Source organism: Nitrospira moscoviensis (assembly GCF_001273775.1).
In the GTDB taxonomy this organism is placed as follows: Bacteria; Nitrospirota; Nitrospiria; order Nitrospirales; family Nitrospiraceae; genus Nitrospira_D; species Nitrospira_D moscoviensis.
The window spans coordinates 1,002,642-1,022,625 of record NZ_CP011801.1 but is presented as its reverse complement, the minus strand read 5'-3'; the positions used below and the strand labels follow the sequence as shown (position 1 = coordinate 1,022,625).

The window sequence follows — 19,984 nt, the reverse complement described above, 5'->3', positions numbered from 1 at the left end:
TCCGTCTGGCTCTGTTACAATCCGGCCGTGGACGAGCCGCTGGTGTTCAAGGACCCCGAGGGCCATCACGTTTCCGCGCTCCTCGCAACGCCGGACAACGACACGGATCGCGTCGCCGTTTTGTGTCACGGCTTTCTCTCCAGCAAGAACAGCACGACCAACAAGACCCTCACCCGCATCCTGACAGGGCGCGGGATCGCCACCTTTCGCTTCGATTTTTTCGGCCAGGGCGAGAGCCAGGGCCCGTTCGAAGCCATTACGAACACGCTGGCGGTCGGGCAGGCGAACGCCGCGATCAAGCTGCTACACGGGAAGGGCTACCGCCGCGTCGGCTTGATGGGTTCCAGTTTCGGGGGACTCGTGTCGCTCCTCACCGCCGCCGGACGAACGGATCTCGCCTGCCTGGCCCTGAAATGCCCCGTCGTCGATTTTGCCGAGGAATTACGATTGGAATTCGGGGAGGAGGAGATGGCCCGCTGGAAAGCCACGGACACGATCCCGAACATCATGGGCGGGGCCGGCCGCATCCGGCTGCGCTACGCATTTTATGAAGACAGCCTGAGGCAGGTCGCGTATGAGCCGGCGCGATCGATCACCGCGCCGACGCTCATCGTGCAGGGCGACGCCGACGAGCATGTCCCGCTACATCAAAGCCGTCGTCTGTTCGAGGCGCTGCGCGTAGACAAACGACTGGAGATGATTCCCGGCGCCGATCATCAATTTACGAAAGGCCCGGACTTCAGCCGCATGACGAATCTGATCGCCGATTGGCTCACCGTGCATCTCTCATGACGGGCCCGTCCGCCGAAGTTTCTAAGAGCGTCTTCTGATCAAGCCCTTCCTCTTCCCTCGCCCCTCACCGCTCTATCTCGCGCAGCGAAATCCCGTATAGCTATTGCGTGTCTCCGGCGGCAGCTTGAAACGTCCGTAGGTGAGGAGATACTTGGGCAGATCCGACCAGGACCCGCCGCGGAGGACTTTGAATTGGCCCTGCTCCGGGCCGGAGGGATTTTTCTCCGGACTGCGTTCGTAATAATTGGCCCCATACCAGTCGGCCGTCCATTCCCAGACATTGCCCGCCATGTGATAGAGCCCATACGGACTCTTTCCGGAATCATACGACTGCACCGGCATCAGCACCTGGCTATAGCTGAACCGCGCGCCTAATGCGAAGTTGGCGTGCTTGTCTGTCGGGGTTTGATTCCCCCATGGATACAACCGCCCGTCGGTCCCGCGCGCCGCCTTTTCCCATTCCGCCTCCGTCGGCAGCCGCTTGCCTTTCCAGCGGCAATAGGCCTCGGCGTCGGGCCAGTCCACCCCGATCACCGGCCGTTCGCCATGCTTGGACAACTCCACTTGCTCCCATTGCCACGGCGGACTCCGCTTCTCCGACGCAAGGAATGCCGCATAGTGCGCCGTCGTCACTTCGTATTGATCCATCGAATAGGCATCCAGCCACACCCGATGCGCCGGCCGCTCATCCTCCAACGCCTGCGTGCCGTCGAAGCCCATCGTGAACTCGCCGGCCGGAATCTCGATCATCGGCGCGTCAGCAACACTCGCTGGTTCCAACGTCTTGTACTTTCTGAGCCGGTCGAGTTGGCCAAAGGTAGACGAAATACAGATTGCCGTATTGACTGTGATCAGGATGGTCAAAACGGTCATCCAACGAGGCCGCAGGGAGTTGGGACCCCGAGGCGTACCCTTGCGGTACGTTGAGGGGTTCACACGACTGAGAACGACGTTGGGGACCGTTTTCACCATCCTGACTAATGGACCATGCCGCCGACCACCCAATGCCGATCGTCGATGACGTCGATCAGCAGGCGCGTCAAGTTCATACGGGCCAGCTGGGCGCTCACTTCGTCTTCGGTGAAGGCGGCGAGCAGAGAGTTGTAGAAGTCGCGGCGGAGGATCTCCGGCTCATTGGCCGCGTACCGGTCGACGATCGCCTGTGCGGCCTCCGGAGAGTCGGGCCGCAGCAGATCCATCACCAGCACGGGCGAGCCCGGCTTGACGAGCTGCCTGATTCGATTCCAAAACAGCAGCGGATTGGGCAGGTGGTGCAGCAGGCTGTTGGAGACGATGGCGTCGGCTTGGTTCGCGCCGGGCACATCTTGGATGCGCTCGCAGCGAACCGTGATGCGATCGGTGAAACCGGCCGCCGACACGGCCTGCTCGGCCCACCGAATCATGGGCGCCGAGGCATCGATGCCGACGACCCGGCACTTCGGCAGCGCCCTGGCGAACCGGATAGGGATGTCGCCGGGCCCGCAGCCCAGATCGAAGATGGCGCCTTCGGAGAAGCCGGGAAAGCAATCACGAAATCGATCGACGAAGCCTTGGTTCTCCTCGGCGAAGTCCGCCTTCGCATACGCGATGACCTGGGCCTCGTCGTCCATCAGCTCAGGTTCGAGAACACGATTCATCTGACAACCCTCATAAGGCTGAGTAAGATGCTCAACCTTAACCTCAACCTAAGCCTTCACGATACTGACTTCATCTCCCGGCCGCACGAGGCCGCCGCGCAGGACTTTGGCGTAGACGCGGCTCCAACCGGGATTCTTCTTCTGCGAGATCCGCGAATAGTCCTCATCCCGAAACCAGCGCGCGTTATGACTGCACGGCGCCGTGTAGCTCGTCACCTCCAACTCGATGTCCGGGCCGACGGTCAACCGGACACCGGGCCGCATCAGCCCCCAGTCCAATCCCGCCAAGGTCAGATTCTCCCCGGACGAGCCGGCATCGATGGAATGGCCTTCGTCTTGAAGGTGTTCGATCAACTCGAGCGAAAACAAACAGACGGCACGCTCGAGGCCGCCGTGCACTTTCAGGTTCCGCTGCCGGTCTCCGTCCAGTCCGTGCTGCGTGATCTTCGCTTCCAGCACCGGAAACTTCGGGACGCCTCCGTCGGATATGTTGATTTGATGCACATGCGGATAGGGCGGCCGATGATGGATCATGCCTCTGCCCCGTCACAAGATTCCGGAACGATGAACTCCAGCGCGGCCCACTCCTCGCATTCCCGGCGCCGGGAGCAGGCCAATCCCAGATCGGTAAACCGGCCGATGATGTCAGCCTGCTGGTCGAGGAGGACGCCGGAGACCATCAGCCGCGCTCCGGCCGAGGCATATCCGGCCAAGTCGTCGGCCAGCAGCAGGAGCGTTTGTCGGTCGAGATTCGCCAGCACGATATGCACGTTCAGCGTGCGAGCCGCCCCATCCAATGTCCCGCAGACCAGCTCGATGCGATCGTTCAGCCCGTTCAGCGCCACATATTCTCGGGCGCAGTCGACGGCGACCGAATCGCACTCCACGCCGACGGCGGACGCCGCGCCGAGCTTGACCGCCGCCATCGCCAGAATGGCGCTGCCGGCGCCCACGTCGAGCACCGTTTCACCACCGCGGATGCCGTCTTGCAGCCATTCCAGCAGCATGCGCGTGGTGGCATGATGCCCCGTCCCGAAGGCTTGCTTGGGATCGAGCACCAGTTCAATTTCATGGGGCGCAAGCTGAACCGGCTCCCAGCTGGGGCGGATGACCAAGCGTCCGATGCGAAGCGGCTTCACGGAACGAGCCCATTGTTCGTTCCAATCCTGTCCAGCCATGGGCTGGACGACAATGGCCGGTTCCGCCACATCCAACCGATGGAGGATCTCTCTCAGCCTGACCGAGCACTCCGGAGACCACGCGTCGCTCGGCCAATAGAGGTGGACCAAGCCGGCCTCTTCCCACGCTCCTTGAACGGTAGGATCGTCCAGCAAGTTCAACAACTCACCCGCATCGACTTCCGTCTTGATCGATACGTCGACCCACCCGTGCGGTGTCATGGTCTCTCGAAGTTGACGGGTGCACGACATATCAGTAAGGTCGCTTTCATGGCACGTTCCCGAACGGCACAATTAGAAACGATCGTCCGGCGTCTCGACCGCCGGATCGCGGAGGGCACCAAGGCCAGTTCCACGCTCACCCGATGGCGGCTGGCCGTCTTTCTCATCGGCGCCGTCAGCACCGTCGCCCTCTACAAAGCCGGTTGGTACCACGGCGGCAACCTGGCGCTCACCGCCTTCGTCGGCGTGTTTATCGGAATCGCGGCGTATCATAACAGGGTGGAAAGCCGGATTCACCGGCTGCGGCTCTGGAAGCACATCAAGCTGGTGCATCGCGCGCGCATGGCGCTGGATTGGGCCGCCATTCCGCCACGGCCCGGCGAGGGCCCGGCGGCTCATCCGTATGCGGCGGATCTCGACCTCTTCGGCGCCCATTCCCTTACCCGGCTGATCGACACCACGGTCTCGGATCGTGGCCGTGAACGGCTGCATGCGTGGTTGCTCACCCAGCCGCCCGCGCCCGCACAGTGGCAGAGCCGGCAAAATCTTGTGAAGGAACTGGCGCCCCGCCCGCTGTTCCGCGACCGCTTGGCGCTCGAAGCGCGGCTCACCGGAGAGCAGGAAATCAACGGCCGGCGCCTCGCCGCCGTGCTGGAGCATCCGATCGGCTGGCCAAGCCTGACCACCGTCCTGATCATCCAAAGTCTGCTGGCGCTGACGACGATCAGCCTCGCCCTGGCCGCGCTGCTCGATTGGCTCCCCGGCTATTGGATGTTCTCGTTCGCCGCCTATGCCTTGATCTATTTCATGACGGATCAGGGAGAAGAGCTGCTCGAACATGCGGTGGGCCTCCATCATGAAACGGAGCGACTGGGCACCGTTCTGAACCATCTCGAGCGCCAGGCGACACGGCGCGGCTCTTGTCTGGCGTCGGCCTGCGCTGCGCTGATGGGGGGGGCCAGCCCCTCACGGCATTTGAAGCGAGCCGCACGGACGCTGTCCGCGATCAGTATCAAGGCTCATCCCCTGGTCCACTTGGCCGTCAATGCGCTCGTCCCTTGGGATCTGTGGTTCACCAAGCGGCTTCAACAGGTCCAGCAAGAGATCCGCCACCAGCTTCCCCGGTGGCTGGATTGTCTGGCTGAAGTGGAAGCCGCGTCGGCCCTGGCTACCTTCGCCTATCTTCATCCGGCCTATGTGTGGCCGGCGCCGCTCTCAGCGGCGAGCGAACACAACGGCACAACAGCGGCGTTGCGGGCTGCTCGACTGGGACACCCGCTCATTCCCGAGCAGTCGCGCGTGACCAACGATTACGCGCTCAACGGCGCCGGGGCCATCACGCTCGTCACGGGGTCGAACATGTCGGGCAAGAGCACTTTCCTGCGCACGGTCGGCGTGAACGTCTGCCTCGCGCAAGCCGGCGCGCCGGTCTGCGCGGATCGACTTGAGTGGACGTGGAGCCGGTTGGCCTGCTGCATCCGGATCGACGATTCGCTGGATGCCGGGCTGTCGTTTTTCTACGCCGAGGTGAAACGGCTTAAAACGATTCTCGACGCCACCCGTGAGCGGCAGACGCCGCCGGTGCTCTTCCTGATCGACGAAATTTTCAAGGGCACCAACAACCGCGAACGGCTCATCGGGAGCCGGGCCTACATCGCCGAGCTGTCGAAAGGCAACGGGTTCGGCCTGGTGAGCACGCACGATTTGGAATTGGCCGACCTGGAGAAGGTCGTGCCGGGGCTGACCAACGCCCACTTTCAAGAAACGGTCTCGGCAGGCGCGCTGCAGTTCGACTACAAATTGCGCTCAGGTCCGTGCCCGACGACGAATGCGCTGCGGATCATGGAACTGGAGGGGCTGCCGGTTCAGGAGAACAGCCGGGACTGAACACCTTTCGGCACAGGCAGATCTTCAGGCAACGTGAAGTTTGCTTGTTTTGTAGCGCCCATGACACCCCCGCCTACCTATAGATGGACCTATATAGTGGCATAGGCCCAGGAGCTGTCAAAGAATCGTCTCACCGTGGCAAACCTCAATGATGCCTCCCGCTGGGCCAGGCGTAGTTTCGCGGTATCCACATAGCGGCGATGCACCGGCGAACACAATGCCGGGTAGAGGCGTTTGCTCATAGAGCAGACACCACAGTTGGGCAGGAGAGATTCAGAGGCACCATTGGGGCGACCACCTTGCTGGAGAACGAGCACCGCTGCGGCGGTTCGCTCGTCCACATTTAGCCAGTACGCCGTCTCTGAAGAAGGTCTGGGACAATCTCGGCGAGCCGTTTATGACAACCTTCGACCGCGGCGACGTTGTTCTCCAAGATGGCTTGGGCGCTTAACCCCTCACGATTTCGCCGGACCCGATCTGATTCTCAGAAATTGGCTCGGCCTGCAGCTGTACTTTTCTTTGACCTTTTCTTCATCTTCCTCCATATTTGTGCCGGCAGACGCCTTCTCATCTCGTCGCATCGTTGATGACGCCGACATCTCGACATCCGCTTCGCGGCCTGCTCATCGCCCAGTTCTGCGGGGCCTTTAACGACAACGCCTGGAAGCTGATGGTGGCCCTCCTCGCCATCCGGCAAGCCACGGCGCACATGGCGCCCGGCTCGGACGCGGAGACCGTGGCGCAAACGCAGACGGCCATCACGTTCATGATCTTCACCCTCCCGCTGGTCCTGCTCTCGCTCGTCGGCGGCACGTTGGCGGATCGCCTCAGCAAACGTACCGTCATCATTTCGATCAAAATCGTGGAAGTGCTGCTCGTGGTTGAATCCGGCGGGAGGCGTGCTGCCGTTGATCGTGCTGTTCGGCATGGGGGTGCATAGCGCGCTCTTCAGTCCCTCGAAGTACGGCATTCTTCCCGAATTGGTCCCGCACGAAGGGTTGGCCGGCGCGAACGGCCTCCTTGAAATGTGGACCTTCGCGGCCATCCTCACCGGCACCGCCGCCGGAGGCTTTCTCCTCCAAAGCGCCGGGGAGACGTTATGGATAGCGCCGCTCGCGCTGGTGGTCCTGTCGATCGTGGGACTGGCAGCGGCATCGACCGTTCCGCCGGTGACGCCGGCGCGAGCGTCCGGCGGCGTCGTCGCCACCGTCCAGGGGGCCTGGGCGGCCATTCGCGAAGAACGGTTGCTGCGCCTGGCGATCGCGGGAGAAATCTTCTTTTGGACGATCGCGAGTCTCTTCGCCCAAAACGTGCTGGTCTATGCGAAGGCGGTGTTGAATCTCTCCGATGCCTTGTCGGGTCTGCCGCTGACCGTACTATCGGTCGGCATCGGGCTGGGCGCCATGTTGGTCGGCCGGCTCTCACAACACCGGGTGGAATACGGGTTGATCCCCCTGGGCGCCGTGGGCGTGTTCGCCACGTTGGGCCTCGTCGGGCTGTTGGCGCCGCAGATGCCCGGCACCTTCGCCCTGATGGGCCTGCTCGGCGTCGCCAGCGCCTTCATCTTCGTGCCGTTGAACGCCGTCCTCCAATGGAAGTCGCCGGCGGACCGGCGCGGCTCCGTCATCTCGTTTTCGAACACCTGTGTCTTCACGGGCATCCTGTTCGGCTCGCTCGCCGGCGGGACACTCGCCAACGGCGGCCTCTCGACCAGCAGTATTTTTGTGGCCACCGCCTTCGCGACCCTCGGCGGCACCCTGTGGGCCCTCTGGCTGCTACCCGACGCCTTCATTCGCCTGGTCCTGGTGATCCTGACGAATACGCTCTACCGCGTGCGCGTTGTCGGAGCGGAGCATGTGCCGGCGACCGGCGGCGCCCTGCTGGTCCCCAATCATATGTCCTTCGTGGACGGCTTCCTGCTCATGGCCTCGATCGACCGGCGGATCCGGTTCGTGGTGGATGCAGGCTATGCCACGCATCCGCTCTTGCACTGGCTGATGCGGATGATGCGCGTCATTCCCATTTCGTCCTCCGGCGGCCCGCGCATGATCCTCCGGGCGCTGCGGCAGGCGGGACAGGCGCTGGACGACGGCGAAGTCGTCTGCATCTTTCCCGAGGGCCAGATCACCAGAACCGGCACGCTGCTGCCCTTCCGGCGCGGATTCGAGCGGATCGTCAAAGGCCGCGCCGCGCCGATCATCCCGGTCCATCTGGATCGCGTGTGGGGCAGCATCTTCAGCTTCAGAGACGGCCGCTTCGTGAGCAAATGGCCGGACCGCATTCCCTATCCCGTCACGGTTTCCTTCGGGGCGCCCCAGCCGTCGGCGACGCCGGCGTATGAGCTGCGCCGTCTGGTCCGCGAGTTGGGTGAAGCGGCGTGGCATCTGCGGAAGGCGGATCAAGAGCCGTTGCACCGGCCGGTGGTGCGGACGTGGCGGCGGCGGCCCTTCACGTTCGCCATGGCGGACGGGTCACGACCTCGGGTAACAGGTTTTCAGGCTCTCATCGGCACGATCGCCTTGGCTCGGGCGCTGCGAATGCATTGGCACGGCCAACAGCATGTCGGCCTGCTGCTGCCGCCGAGCGTGGCCGGCGCATTGGTCAACATCGCCGCCTCGCTGGCCGGGAAGACCAGCGTCAACCTGAACTACACTGTGGGCCGGGCCGGCTTGGAGTCGGCCGTCATGCAAGCCTCGCTGAAGACCGTGCTCACCAGCCGGCAGTTCATCGACAAGGCAAAGCTCGAGGTCCCGGCAGGGGCCGCCGTGCTGTGGCTCGAAGACATCGCCAAGACGATCCGTCGCCGCGACAAAGTCGCAGCCCTTCTCCTCGCCCTGCTTGCGCCGCTGTCCCTGCTGGAGCGAGCCTGCGGCCAGACACGGCCGACGACGATGGACGACCTCGCCACCATCATTTTCAGCAGCGGCAGCACCGGCGAACCGAAAGGCGTGATGCTGTCCCACTTCAGCATCAATTCGAACGTCGAAGGGGCGGCGCAGGTCATCCCCATCGACAAGCAGGATCGGGCGCTCGGCATCCTGCCGTTCTTCCATTCCTTCGGTTACATGCTGCTCTGGTTCTACACCAGGCACAACGCCGGCATCGTGTTTCATCCCTCGCCGCTCGATGTGGCGGCCATCGGGGAGCTGTGCGCGCGGTATCGCATCACGCTGTTGGTCGTCACCCCCACGTTCCTCCAACTCTATTTGCGCCGCTGCACACCGGAGCAGTTCAGTTCCTTGCGGGTGGTCCTGACGGGAGCCGAGAAGCTGCCGCTCCGCCTGGTCGAGGCGTTCCAACAGAAGTTCGGGATCGCGCCCGTCGAAGGCTACGGGGTCACGGAATGCGCGCCGGTGATCGCCGCCAATTGCCCGGACTACCGCGCGGCGGGCTTCTATCAAGTCGCCTCCCGGCGCGGGACCGTCGGACAGCCGCTGCCCGGCGTCTCGGTCCGCGTCGTGGATCCCGACACCTGGCAGATCCTTCCTCCCGCTCAAGCCGGGATGCTGCTCGTCAAAGGGGCGAACGTCATGAACGGCTATCTCGGCCGCGAAGACTTGACGAGCAAGGCCATGCGCGACGGCTGGTATATCACCGGCGACATCGCGGCGTTGGACGAAGACGGCTTTCTCACCATCACCGACCGGCTGTCGCGCTTCTCGAAGATCGGCGGCGAGATGGTCCCCCACGGCAAGGTGGAAGAGGCCTTGCAACAGGCGGCCGGAGCCGACATGCAGGTGTTTGCCGTCACCGGCCTTCCGGACGAGAAAAAGGGCGAGCGCCTGGCCGTCCTCCATACGCTCGACGAGGCACGCATTCCGGACATCCTCGACAAGCTGGCGGCCCAGGGTCTCCCCAATTTGTTCATTCCCGCCCGGAATCACTTCGTGAAGGTCGACGCCCTGCCGGTGCTCGGAACCGGCAAGCTCGATCTCCGCGGGCTCAAGCGCATGGCAATGGAACGGCTGGCGTCGGGCACCTCCGCCTAATCGTTCCCTTCCAGAACTCACAATTCCCTCGCGCTCCGACTGCCATGTGATACGCTCCCTGCTGACTGTAGGAATACGTAGGTCGATGCCGAGCGTCTACGATCTTAAACCGGCGTTTCAAGGGCTCCTGCGGCCCCTGACGGTCTCACTGGCCGCCCGGGGCGTCACGGCCAATCAGATCACCGTCGCGGCGTTCCTGCTCGCGGCCGTGACCGGGCTGCTCATCGCAAGCCGGCCGGCGCACCTGCCGATGTTGGGTCTCATTCCTGTCGTGCTGCTCTTTCGCATGGCGCTCAACGCGATCGACGGCATGCTGGCACGCGAACATCACATGAAGAGCCGGCTGGGGGCCGTCCTGAACGAGCTCGGCGATGTCCTGGCTGACGCGGTCTTGTATCTCCCTCTCGCTCTGGTGCCGGGCCTCGATCCGGCCATCGTGGTGACCTTCGTGCTCCTCGGAGCCATCGTAGAGATGACGGGCGTGATCGCCGTGCAGATCGGCGCCACCCGAAATTACGCCGGTCCCATGGGGAAAAGCGACCGGGCCGTCCTCGTCGGCCTGGCGACGCTGCTGCTGTCACTAGGGGTGCCGGCCGGTCTCTGGTGCGCGGCCCTCTTCGGGCTCGGGTCGGTGCTCTCCATCCTCACGATCATCAATCGCGCCAGACAGGCCTTGCGGGAGGCCGCGTGATCCCGGCCCATCTCCGCTCCCCTGTCCTGTGGATGCTGGGCAGCATTGTCGGCATCCTGGTCCTGGCCTCGGCCATCGTGACCCTGCTGAAGCGGCTGCATCCCGACCGGTCCTATGCCGAGCTGACGCAGCGGATTCAGTCCTGGTGGATCATGACCGGCGTGTTCGCCGGCGCCATCCTGCTCAGCCGGACGTCCTCGATCGTCTTCTTTGCCTTCGTGAGCTTTTTCGCGCTGAAGGAATACCTGTCGCTCATTCCGACGCGCCGGGCCGACCGGCGCGTGCTCGCGTGGGCCTACGCGGCGATTCCGATGCAGTATTATTGGGTCCATCTCGAATGGTACGGCATGTTCATCATCTTCATCCCGGTCTATCTCTTTCTCCTGCTGCCGATGCGCATGGTCACGATCGGCGAGACCAAAGACTTTTTGCGCGCCGCCGGCACGCTGCATTGGGGCTTAATGATGATGGTCTTCAGCATCAGCCATGCCGCGTTCCTGTTGGTGCTGCCGGCGGAACGCAATCCGATCGCGGCGGGCGCCGGGCTCGTGCTCTACCTCGTGTTTCTGACGCAGTTCAACGACGTGGCGCAGTACGTCTGGGGTAAGTGCACCGGACGGCATAAGATCATTCCCACGGTCAGCCCCAACAAGACGTGGGAAGGGTTTGTCGGCGGACTGGCGACGACCGTCACCCTCGCCGCGCTGCTCGCGCCCCATCTGACGCCGTTGACACAGAGGGAATCCGTCGCCGCCGGCCTGCTCATCGGGATCGCCGGGTTCATTGGGGACGTCACCATCTCCGCTCTGAAGCGCGACATCGGGGTGAAAGACAGCGGCAATCTGCTGCCCGGCCACGGCGGCATCCTGGACCGGATCGACAGTTTGACCTATACGTCGCCGCTGTTTTTCCATTTCCTCTACTATCTGCACTACTGAGGCGCATGGCGCTGCAGCATCTATTCTTTCTTCTCATCGTGCGCCCCTTGGTACTCATCGTGCTTGGCATGAATGTCCGCCACCGCGAGCGCTTACCGGCAGCCGGGCCCGCCATCGTGGTCTCCAATCACAATAGCCATCTGGACACGTTGGTGCTGATGACGTTACTGCCCTGGCGGTTGCTGCCGGCGCTGCGTCCGGTCGGAGCGAGCGATTATTTCTTCTCGCACCCTCTACTGGCCTGGTTTTCGAAGCGCATCATGCATATCATTCCGTTGGCACGGCAGGTGACGACGCGGGAAGACCCGCTGGCGGAATGCAGCGCCGCGCTGGAATGCAAGGAGATCCTGATCCTGTTTCCGGAAGGCTCGCGCGGCGACCCGGAGCACATGGGGACGTTCAAGACGGGGATTGCGCACTTGGCGAAGCGCCACCCGGATGTCCCGATCGTGCCGGTGTTTCTGCACGGCTTGGGCAAAGCCCTGCCGCGAGGAGAGGCCTTGTTGGTGCCGTTCTTTTGCGATGTGTTTGTCGGCGAGCCGCTGAAGTGGACCGGAGAGAAGGCCGGCTTCATGACCTCGCTGGAGCAGGCCGTCAAGGCGCTGTCGGAAGAAGGGTACAGACCGGCCTGGGAGTAGACTGAGCAGAAGGGGACACGATGTCTGAGACGACGAAGCGGCTGATCGACTGCCACGTCCATCTCGCCGCGCTGCCGGACGGCGGGAACGGCTGTTACATTTCAGCGAAGATGCTGAAGAGCCCGCTCTTTCGCTTTCTGCTGTGGAAACACGGCCTCGATCCCCAGAAGCCGGGTGACGCGAATCGCAAGTACCTCGACGACCTGCTGCAAGAGCTTCGGGCATCCCGCCATGTGCGGCAAGCGGTGTTGCTCGGGATGGACGGCGTCTACGACACGTCCGGCCGGCTCGTCCGGGAGCACACGGATTTCCTCATCAGCAACGACTATGTCTTGCAGACGGCCAAGACCTATCCCAACGAATTTCTTGCCGGCGTCTCGATCAACCCGCAGCGGCGGGACGCGGTCGAGGAAGTTCACCGGTGCGCCGAGGCGGGAGCCACACTGGTCAAAGTCTTACCCAATGCGCAACAGTTCAACCCGGCCGATCCGAAGTACAAACCGTTCTATCGCGCGCTGGCCGAACACAAGCTGCCGTTTCTGAGCCACGTCGGCTACGAATTCAGTTTGATCGGCAAGGATCAGTCCGTCGGAGACCCGGATCGCCTGAAGTTGGCGCTTGATGAAGGCACGACGGTGATCGCCGCACACGCCTGCAGCTACGGCTTGATCCTCTATGAGAAATTCATTCCCACCCTTCACGATTTCGTCGCACGCTACCCGCATTTCTACGCCGACATCTCGGCTCTGACGTTGCCCAATCGCTTTCGCATGCTGCTGCATTTGCGGAAACATCCCGAAATCCACGAGCGCCTGCTGTTCGGCACCGACTATCCCTTGTCCGTCTTCCACGTCGCGGCCTGGGGACGCGTCGCCTTCGGCACCTTGCGCGACATCATCCGCACGAAGAACCGGTTTGACCGCCAGGTGGAAGTCTGCGAGAGACTGAACGTCAAATTCCGGTCGTTCGGCGAACTATTTTCATCCCCCTAATGCTCAGCCTCCCCTCCTCTGCAGGTTGACGCCCCGCCATACCTCGCTGTAGGCTTGCGCACCTTCCATCCGCGATACCCGGCTTCCTTGACGGAGGGAGCAATGCGGCATCGGTCGTTCTTCTCACCGGCGGACGAATGTTCCGCCGTCTGCCCCGTTCTCTTAGTGACCGGACGTTGCACTCACGACCCTCAGTTGGTGATGAAGTAGGACGCTTATGCTGATCCTCACGCCGCAGCTGCTCTCGGTTTCAATCCTCGCGGTATTGTTGATGGTTCTGGTCGGGCCGTCGCTATCGAAGGAGAAACAGCCCTGCGTCGGACCCGGCTGTCAAACCGGCAAGCCACTGCCTTCGCAGGGAAAACAATCTTCGATTCAGGTCATTCTGAGAGTCACAGACAAAACCGGCGCAACTCCAAAGCTGAGCAGTTCCAAACCTCTTGTTCCACGGCTTCAGTGGGGTGAGATACGCATGTCTGCCTCGGTAAGCGGTCTCCCGGCGAACAGTCCGCCGCCACTGTATCAATTCGCAATCCGGGGATGGAATGCCGAGACTGATAGTTACCACGGAAACGAGCCCGTAGCAGCTTCAGGAGAGCCGACCTCCAATCCGCAATGGAGTTGGACTCCCGATCCATACCCGAGCTCATTACCCGGTTGGGACGCGAAGTTCATTGTGACAGTGCAGCTGACATTGCCTGAGGGGACAGTGATAAAGACGGCCGAAGTGGGACCGTACTTGTTTGTTGACGACGAACGCGCCCGATACCTTTGGTCTAATTACATAGGCCCGGTGATCACATTTCATCGCTGCGTCAACTGCCACAATCCAGGAGATAGTCCGACGCAGGGCGACGACCGCCACATTCATGTACCGCCCGTGAACCGCCAGACGACCGACTGCCGGCAATGTCACGGCGAAACAAACGGACCATCTCCCGGGACCCCGCCCGGCGCTCCAGGTCACTGGAGAATGCCGCCGCCGGCCTTAGCGTTCGCTGGGAAAAGCGCGGCACAGATTTGCCGGCAGATCAAAGATCCGGCTCACAATGGCGGACGCACCCTGGAGGAAGTGCGAAAGCATGTGCGTGAGGACAGTATTATCCGGTGGGCCTGGGATCCTGGGCCGGGCCGAACGCCAGCCCCATTTAGCTGGGACACAATCGCATTCGCCAGCTATGGCGCGTTTCATGTTTGGTATCGCGCCGGAGCCGCCTGCCCAGATGAACCGGCTTCTGCAAAGACGCAAGGCCAGGACTGCTGCATGATCCTAGCAAACTCATCGCTGAAGGGTCGATTTGGGCGGTTGGTCGTCGCGTATCCGCCCGCCGCCGTGCCGACGGGCACGAGGATCGCGGTGCTCAAAGGCGGACAAGAAGTGCAGGCGGATTATGGGAACCATGAATTTGACCTGCTATCCGGCACCTACGACGTGAAGATAGCCGGCAAGACGGTTCCCAGCGTCACGGTCAAAGCCGGCCATGACACCACCATCAAGGTGGGCGTGCTGCGTATCTCGCGCCCGAAGAACGTCCGAGCGGCGGTCCTCGAGGGAGGCCAAGAGATCGCCGGCGGCTACGGCGGGGAACTCATCGGCCTGCCGGCCGGCACGTTCGATGTTGAAGTTGCGGGGCAGAAGGAACAGGTGACGGTTCGAGCGGGACAAGTCACTGACTTCTGACTTTGATCGGGCATACCTCCGTACTATTGACCATGGCATCCTTTGTACGCTGTAATGCTCATCCCTTGAATCCTCACTGACCTGCCACATAACGGAGGCTCGCCATGCCTACTCGTCGCTTGGCCTTCACGGTACTTCCTCTGATACTCCTCCTCTTTTCCGTCTGGCTTACCGGCTGCGAGGACGTCATGCGGCAACTGCCGGCGGGGACTGATCAGTACCTCAACACCGGCATGTCGGTCGGCGGCGCCATCCTGAATCGGCCGAAGTTTACAGAGGCCGACGAAGAGCGCATGGCGCAGGAGAATGCGCGGAAGTTCGACGCCGGCCATAAGATGTGGGAAGACCCGCTGCTGGATGCCTACCTGAGCGACATCGTCCAGCGGCTGGTCGCTCAAGCCCACCCACGCCCGTTTACCTATAGCATCCGTGTCGTGAATGACGGCAGCATCAATGCCTTCACCTTCGGCGGCGGATTGCTCTACGTGAACGCCGGCTTGATCGCCCGCATGGAGAACGAGGCGCAACTCGCCATGGTGCTCGCCCACGAGATTGCGCATGTCACCGAAAGCCATGTGACGAAGGGGATTGAAGGCACATACGGCATCCAGCTGCTCGGCGAGATCGCGCGCGTCACCGCCGTCTCCACCGGTGCCGCGGCAAAAACCCAGATCCCCCCGGCGCTCCTCGACAAGACATACGAATATTCGATGAAGGCCTCCGTCAGCGGGCACGGGCGCGCCAATGAAAGCGAAGCGGATGTCGTGGGTCTGGACTACATGGTCAAAGCCGGATACGACCCGCGGGAAGCGGCGGGCACCTTCGAGCAGCTCATGAAAGAGTACGGCGACCAGGGCGCCGTGCAGAACTTCTTCTACGGGGACCATCCCACGAACAAAGCGCGGATCGAGAAGCTCACAAGCCTCGTCCAATCGAAATACGCCGCTGATCTCGAGAGGCGCAAGTTGATCACGAACACCGCCGAGTTCAAGCAGCGCACGCGCGATCTGGTCGTCGAAGTCGGCCGCCTTGACTATGAGCGGAAGAAATTCAAGACGGCGGCTGCCATGTTCGAGAAAGCCCTGCTCGCCAACAACAAAGACCATCTCTCCCATTACTACATGGGCAAGATCGCCTCGGAAACCGGCGGGTCCGCCGGCCTGCAGCAGGCCGTCACCCACTTGACCACGGCCGTCCAACTCAACGAGAACTTTGCCGACGCCTATCGCGAACTGGGACTCGCCTACTACAAGCAGCGGAACAAGCCCAAAGCGATTGAAGCCTTCGAACGTTATCTGTCCCTGAACGGGGGAGCCAAGGATGCGGAACCCATCAAACGGTATGTGAATGAACTGAAGCAGTCCTAATGCCGACTCACCAAGCTGAGGGGAGCCACAGAAAACGCCCCTGCAACCAGGAGGACACCATGCGAAAACATGCGTTGTGGATGTTGCTCGTATCAGGCGTTGTCGCGCAGCTGTTGGGAAGCGGGATCAGCACCCGTGACGTCCATGCCGCCGGCACACCCCCGCTGACCAAGGAGACGAAACCCGCCACCAGCACCATGTCGGGAACCGAGCAGAAAGGGAACAACGCGGGCAGGAACGCGAACACGAAGCCGACGGCTCCGCCGCCGGCGCCGAAAAAGTAATTGTCGCTGGTGTCTGTCTTCAACTGTGAGGGTGCGATGAGACGGACTGCCGGCTTCTGCCCGGCCGCCTGCTTAGGGTTCCGGCTCTGCCGGGTGGTTTTTGTTCTATCCGGTTTCGCTCCACTTCTCTTCTCCTCCAACGCCGGCTCGGCCGACCCGGATCGGACCCCGCCCAGCGTTCGCATCGTCGAACCGGCTGCCGGCACGGAAATCGGCGGAGACACGCTCACGGTGGAAATCGAATACCGGGATGCCGGCAGCGGCATCGCCGTCCGCACCCTCCACGTGCTCCTGAACGGCACCGACTATGCCGGTCAGTTCGATCAACATAGCCGGGGCGCGAGCGGGCAGCTCACCCTGCCCAAGTCACTGCCCATAGGTGAACACAAGCTGACCGTGGAGATTGCCGATCGCGCGGGGAACGTGGCGCACACCGAAACCGACGTATTCTACCCGGGTCATGGCTGGCTCACTCTCTCCGCTATCGGTTCCACGGATATGAAAAGGCTATCGGCACTTACTTTGTCAGCGGACGGGAACGCTATTGCTTTCGGGTTTGAAAATGGAACCATCGAAGTCTGGCGTAATACGAGATCTAAACTGTCTCAATCGCGAGTCCTGCAAGGCCATCGCGGACCGGTCTATTCCCTGGCGCTCAGTGACGATGGAAAGCTTCTGGTCTCGGGGGGCGAGGATAGGACCGTCCGGTTATGGCATATGGATGGTACGCGGGAGGATAACGCGTTACTCGGGAAACACGGACTACGCGTGACCGCACTGGCGCTCTCGCCAGATGGACGAATTGTGGCTTCTGGAGGTGGCGACCGCGTAATCCATCTTTGGACTATCGGCTCGGACCGCCAACATAAGACTAGTCCTCTTGTTGGCCATGAGCGGACCGTGAGCTGCCTTTTGTTTAGCCCCGACGGCCACAAGCTGTTCTCAGGAAGTGCGGATGGTACTGTGCGGATATGGAGCCCTAGTAAAGCACAAAACCATGTACTCCTTAGGGGCCATTTTTTAAATGTGGTGGCACTGGCGATTTCTCCGGACGGAAAGATGGCAGTGTCCGGGAGTAGGGATCGATCCATTCGCGGGTGGGATTTGGCAGGAGAACAGCCTTTAGAGAAGTCGTTGCCTGACCTACCTGGTGTAACAGTGAGTGCCTTGGCCTTCCCTTACGAATCCGCCTTGTTGGCGGTTCATAGTCAAAACCACGTTTCTCTGTTTGATAGGGTTTCCGGTCGCAGCATCGCTGAGGCTGAACTGCCATCCTTTTTAGAACAGTCCGCCATCCGCGGGTCGAAAATAGTGACGTACCACAGCAACGGAAAAGTGTTTGTGTTTGGCGTCAACGCTAAAGTTCCCTAAACCTATATGCGGGCAGGTGCGCCTTGAAAAAGTTCATGGGGATCTTCCTTTCCTTATGTGTCGCACTTAGTTTCTGCGTGAAACTTGCTCTGGCATTTCATAAGCCCGGCCACATACCTCCCTCAGGCACTTGCCGCGAAGCCACCTGCCCGTGCAGTAAAGAGGACGAGGAGAAGATCAAGGGCCTTATCGGACGCCTGCGAGCACTCAAGGAAGTGTCCGATATGATCCGAAAGGAGTACAGTGCTGCCGTTAAGGCGCGCGACGATGCCTGGCGGAACTTCGCTCACCCGTTCAGCGGGTCCGGCGCAAGATATGTCAACTCAGTTCTTGGAATGCTGAGCATTTCGAGCGGAGCAGGCAGCTATTGGGCCGGTTGGGCTAACGCGGGTATTGGAATGGGACAGAGCATTCATCAGGGCTCCATAGAATGGGACACCTGGGTAAACACTGGAACTCAAGTGGTCGGCGACGACGCATTCCTAAACAAAGGCATAGAAGAGCTGATCAAGGACGCCGCCAGAAAGGCAGGCGATGTCTATGTCGACCAAGCATCACTTGAAATGGCCGTACAGTCCTACGGTAAACACATGCGAATCCCAGACACCCCTATCACCGTCGGTCAGGCACAGACTGCCATCAAGGTCGTGAGTGCCGCAAACAACGTCTACGGTTGTATAAAAGCCACCGATGATGCGGTTAACGACCTTTCTAACTATTACGAACAAAAGCGTGAAGCCAAGCAGCTAAAGAAGCAACTCGATCAGATAGACGATCAAATCGAAGCCATTCTTAAGGAACTTGAAGAACTAAGAAAGAAATGCGGCTCTAGTAATGATGCAGGCGGGGGTTCCGCAAGCACATTCAGCACCGATAAGCAGGGCACCAAAAACCTGAGTGATTCTTCGACACAAGCGCTTACCAGCGACGAGGGTGGACCCGACGAGGCGGTCCTTCAAAAGCTGTTCAGTTTTAGGTCAAAACTTGACACGGTGGAGGCCCGCTTTCGCGAACGGCTGTTCGTCCCACTCTCACCTTTTATGATTGAATCGGTTAGGAAAGGACTGTCCCCACCTTTGTTATTTGCTATTTCCCAGCAAGCTTTCGTTGATCTGAAAATATGGTCAAAAGAAATTGAGGAAACGGCGTTAGCCGGTCAAGAGATCCAAAAACAGCTCAATCTCTAGCATCTCAGAATAGAGCACGTTAACAATCATCGCGATCAAAGAGGCGAACGCTATTTTAGCCCCTGCGGATGTGACGAGGTTACAAATTATCGACGGTGCTTCCGGTGAGATCTCGTCTACCCCCCACCTCTTGTCGCGCCTCATCCATGGACTGCCTAACCTGCTGCAATGAACCATCATGGAACCCCGAGCGCGACCTCCACCACGCCGGCGGCTTCGAATACACACTGGGGAAATGTCGACGCTGCGGAACACCGTGGATGAGCGTCTACTGCACAGCGAGCAGTATGTCCGGGTATGAGCGCATCACCCAAGCCGATGTCGAAGCGATCCTTTCCATGCGAGACGCTCGGGAACTCAAAGAGTTCATGCGACAGTGGGCAGAGAGAAATCTCTAAGGCTGGCAAAAAGTGATCACGCAAAAGAACTTCTGGCTCTGGTTCGGCGGCATCTGGCTGTCCGTCGGCGCGGTATTTCTCGTGGTCGGCGTGTCCGTCGGGATCCACCGCATGTCGGTCGACGAGCGGCTGGAGCGGGAAGGCCGGACGGTGGACGGCACCGTATTGACCAAGGAGGTCTATCGGAAGTCGAACAAGAGCGGGAAGCAATCCAGCCCGTCCTATCGGGTCACCTTCCGGTTTGTGCCTCGTGAAGGCGAGATGGTGCAGGGCACTGCCGATGTCGCCCCTGAAGATTGGGATGCGTTGGAAGAACGAGGCTCGGTTCGAGTGATGTACCTGCCGGACGAGCCCCAGTCCCATCGCATTCACGGGCAGAGCGACGACACTGCTTTACCGATCGTCTTCGGCGTCGTAGGCGGCGTCATCGGCTCGCTCGGCGGGTTCGTCGTTTTCAATGCCGTCGGCGCCAGAAGACGCGAGAGGGACCTGGCGCGCAGCGGCATGACGGCCGAGGCGACGATCACCGACGTCGGCCCCTCCTATCTCCGCATCAACGGCGTGAATCAGGTGACGCTCCATTACGAGTTTCAGGACGCACAAGGCAAGACGCGCAAGGGCTCGTGCACCCTGTCGCCGGAAGAGGCGGGCGAGTGGCCGCCCGGACGGATGGGCCGCGTCCGGTATGACCCGCGCAAACCGAACGTTAATGTCTGGAGAGGAGCCGACTGA

18 protein-coding genes are annotated in these 19,984 nt (G+C 61.3%); 14 read left to right on the top strand and 4 right to left on the bottom strand.

All coding sequences use genetic code 11. The features are described 5' to 3' along the window. The first annotated feature begins 27 nt into the window (after positions 1-27). Entirely contained in the window at positions 28-792 is a 765-nt protein-coding gene (locus NITMOv2_RS05000) for an alpha/beta hydrolase family protein (RefSeq protein ID WP_083447756.1), read from the top strand. A gap of 72 nt (positions 793-864) precedes the next feature. Here the strand turns inward: NITMOv2_RS05000 and NITMOv2_RS04995 are convergent, their stop codons facing one another. From NITMOv2_RS04995 to NITMOv2_RS23265, 4 genes are all read right to left on the bottom strand, one after another. Next, positions 865-1,542 (bottom strand): formylglycine-generating enzyme family protein, encoded by a 678-nt coding sequence (locus tag NITMOv2_RS04995; RefSeq protein WP_187299363.1) that lies wholly within the window; start codon positions 1,540-1,542, stop codon positions 865-867. 227 nt (positions 1,543-1,769) lie between these two features. Then, on the bottom strand, positions 1,770-2,429 hold the full coding sequence (locus tag NITMOv2_RS04990) for a class I SAM-dependent methyltransferase (RefSeq protein ID WP_053378842.1): 660 nt from the start codon (positions 2,427-2,429) through the stop codon (positions 1,770-1,772). Between the two features lie 48 nt (positions 2,430-2,477). After that, positions 2,478-2,963, bottom strand: coding sequence for an MOSC domain-containing protein (locus tag NITMOv2_RS04985; protein WP_053378841.1), 486 nt, complete (start codon positions 2,961-2,963; stop codon positions 2,478-2,480). Next, the gene (locus NITMOv2_RS23265; protein ID WP_053378840.1) at positions 2,960-3,829 is read right to left on the bottom strand and encodes a 50S ribosomal protein L11 methyltransferase; all 870 of its coding nucleotides are present in this window, start codon (positions 3,827-3,829) and stop codon (positions 2,960-2,962) included. Before NITMOv2_RS23265 ends, NITMOv2_RS04985 begins: the two co-directional genes overlap by 4 nt. 48 nt (positions 3,830-3,877) lie before the next feature. Here NITMOv2_RS23265 and NITMOv2_RS04975 point away from each other — a divergent pair, with 48 nt between their 5' ends. The 13 genes from NITMOv2_RS04975 (at position 3,878) to NITMOv2_RS04915 (ending at position 19,984) form a co-directional block, all read left to right on the top strand. Then, entirely contained in the window at positions 3,878-5,716 is a 1,839-nt protein-coding gene (locus NITMOv2_RS04975) for a MutS family DNA mismatch repair protein (protein WP_053378839.1), read from the top strand. Between the two features lie 586 nt (positions 5,717-6,302). Next, on the top strand, positions 6,303-6,656 hold the full coding sequence (locus tag NITMOv2_RS24200) for an MFS transporter (protein ID WP_202967317.1): 354 nt from the start codon (positions 6,303-6,305) through the stop codon (positions 6,654-6,656). Next, entirely contained in the window at positions 6,616-9,705 is a 3,090-nt protein-coding gene (locus NITMOv2_RS04965; RefSeq protein WP_053378837.1) for an acyl-[ACP]--phospholipid O-acyltransferase, read from the top strand. Before NITMOv2_RS24200 ends, NITMOv2_RS04965 begins: the two co-directional genes overlap by 41 nt. Before the next feature lie 85 nt (positions 9,706-9,790). Beyond that, positions 9,791-10,396, top strand: a complete 606-nt coding sequence (locus NITMOv2_RS04960) for a CDP-alcohol phosphatidyltransferase family protein (RefSeq protein ID WP_053378836.1) — start codon at positions 9,791-9,793, stop codon at positions 10,394-10,396. Positions 10,397-10,428: 32 nt separating this feature from the next. Next, complete coding sequence (locus NITMOv2_RS04955) at positions 10,429-11,334, top strand: phosphatidate cytidylyltransferase (RefSeq protein WP_053381992.1); 906 nt, start codon at positions 10,429-10,431, stop codon at positions 11,332-11,334. Between the two features lie 5 nt (positions 11,335-11,339). Beyond that, positions 11,340-11,972, top strand: a complete 633-nt coding sequence (locus tag NITMOv2_RS04950; RefSeq protein WP_053378835.1) for a lysophospholipid acyltransferase family protein — start codon at positions 11,340-11,342, stop codon at positions 11,970-11,972. A 20-nt stretch (positions 11,973-11,992) separates the two neighbouring features. After that, the gene (locus tag NITMOv2_RS04945) at positions 11,993-12,964 is read left to right on the top strand and encodes an amidohydrolase family protein (RefSeq protein WP_053378834.1); all 972 of its coding nucleotides are present in this window, start codon (positions 11,993-11,995) and stop codon (positions 12,962-12,964) included. A 1,264-nt stretch (positions 12,965-14,228) separates the two neighbouring features. Continuing rightward, entirely contained in the window at positions 14,229-14,645 is a 417-nt protein-coding gene (locus NITMOv2_RS04940) for a hypothetical protein (RefSeq protein WP_053378833.1), read from the top strand. A 104-nt stretch (positions 14,646-14,749) separates the two neighbouring features. Beyond that, positions 14,750-16,012 carry a M48 family metalloprotease gene (locus NITMOv2_RS04935; protein WP_053378832.1) on the top strand — a complete coding sequence of 421 codons (1,263 nt, stop codon included), beginning with the start codon at positions 14,750-14,752 and terminating at the stop codon, positions 16,010-16,012. Positions 16,013-16,071: 59 nt separating this feature from the next. After that, positions 16,072-16,296 (top strand): hypothetical protein, encoded by a 225-nt coding sequence (locus tag NITMOv2_RS04930; RefSeq protein WP_053378831.1) that lies wholly within the window; start codon positions 16,072-16,074, stop codon positions 16,294-16,296. Positions 16,297-16,332: 36 nt separating this feature from the next. Beyond that, positions 16,333-17,667, top strand: a complete 1,335-nt coding sequence (locus NITMOv2_RS04925; protein WP_053378830.1) for an Ig-like domain-containing protein — start codon at positions 16,333-16,335, stop codon at positions 17,665-17,667. Between the two features lie 23 nt (positions 17,668-17,690). Then, positions 17,691-18,854 (top strand): FtsB/FtsL family cell division protein, encoded by a 1,164-nt coding sequence (locus NITMOv2_RS04920; protein WP_145976172.1) that lies wholly within the window; start codon positions 17,691-17,693, stop codon positions 18,852-18,854. Between the two features lie 410 nt (positions 18,855-19,264). Continuing rightward, positions 19,265-19,984, top strand: a complete 720-nt coding sequence (locus NITMOv2_RS04915) for a DUF3592 domain-containing protein (protein ID WP_053378828.1) — start codon at positions 19,265-19,267, stop codon at positions 19,982-19,984.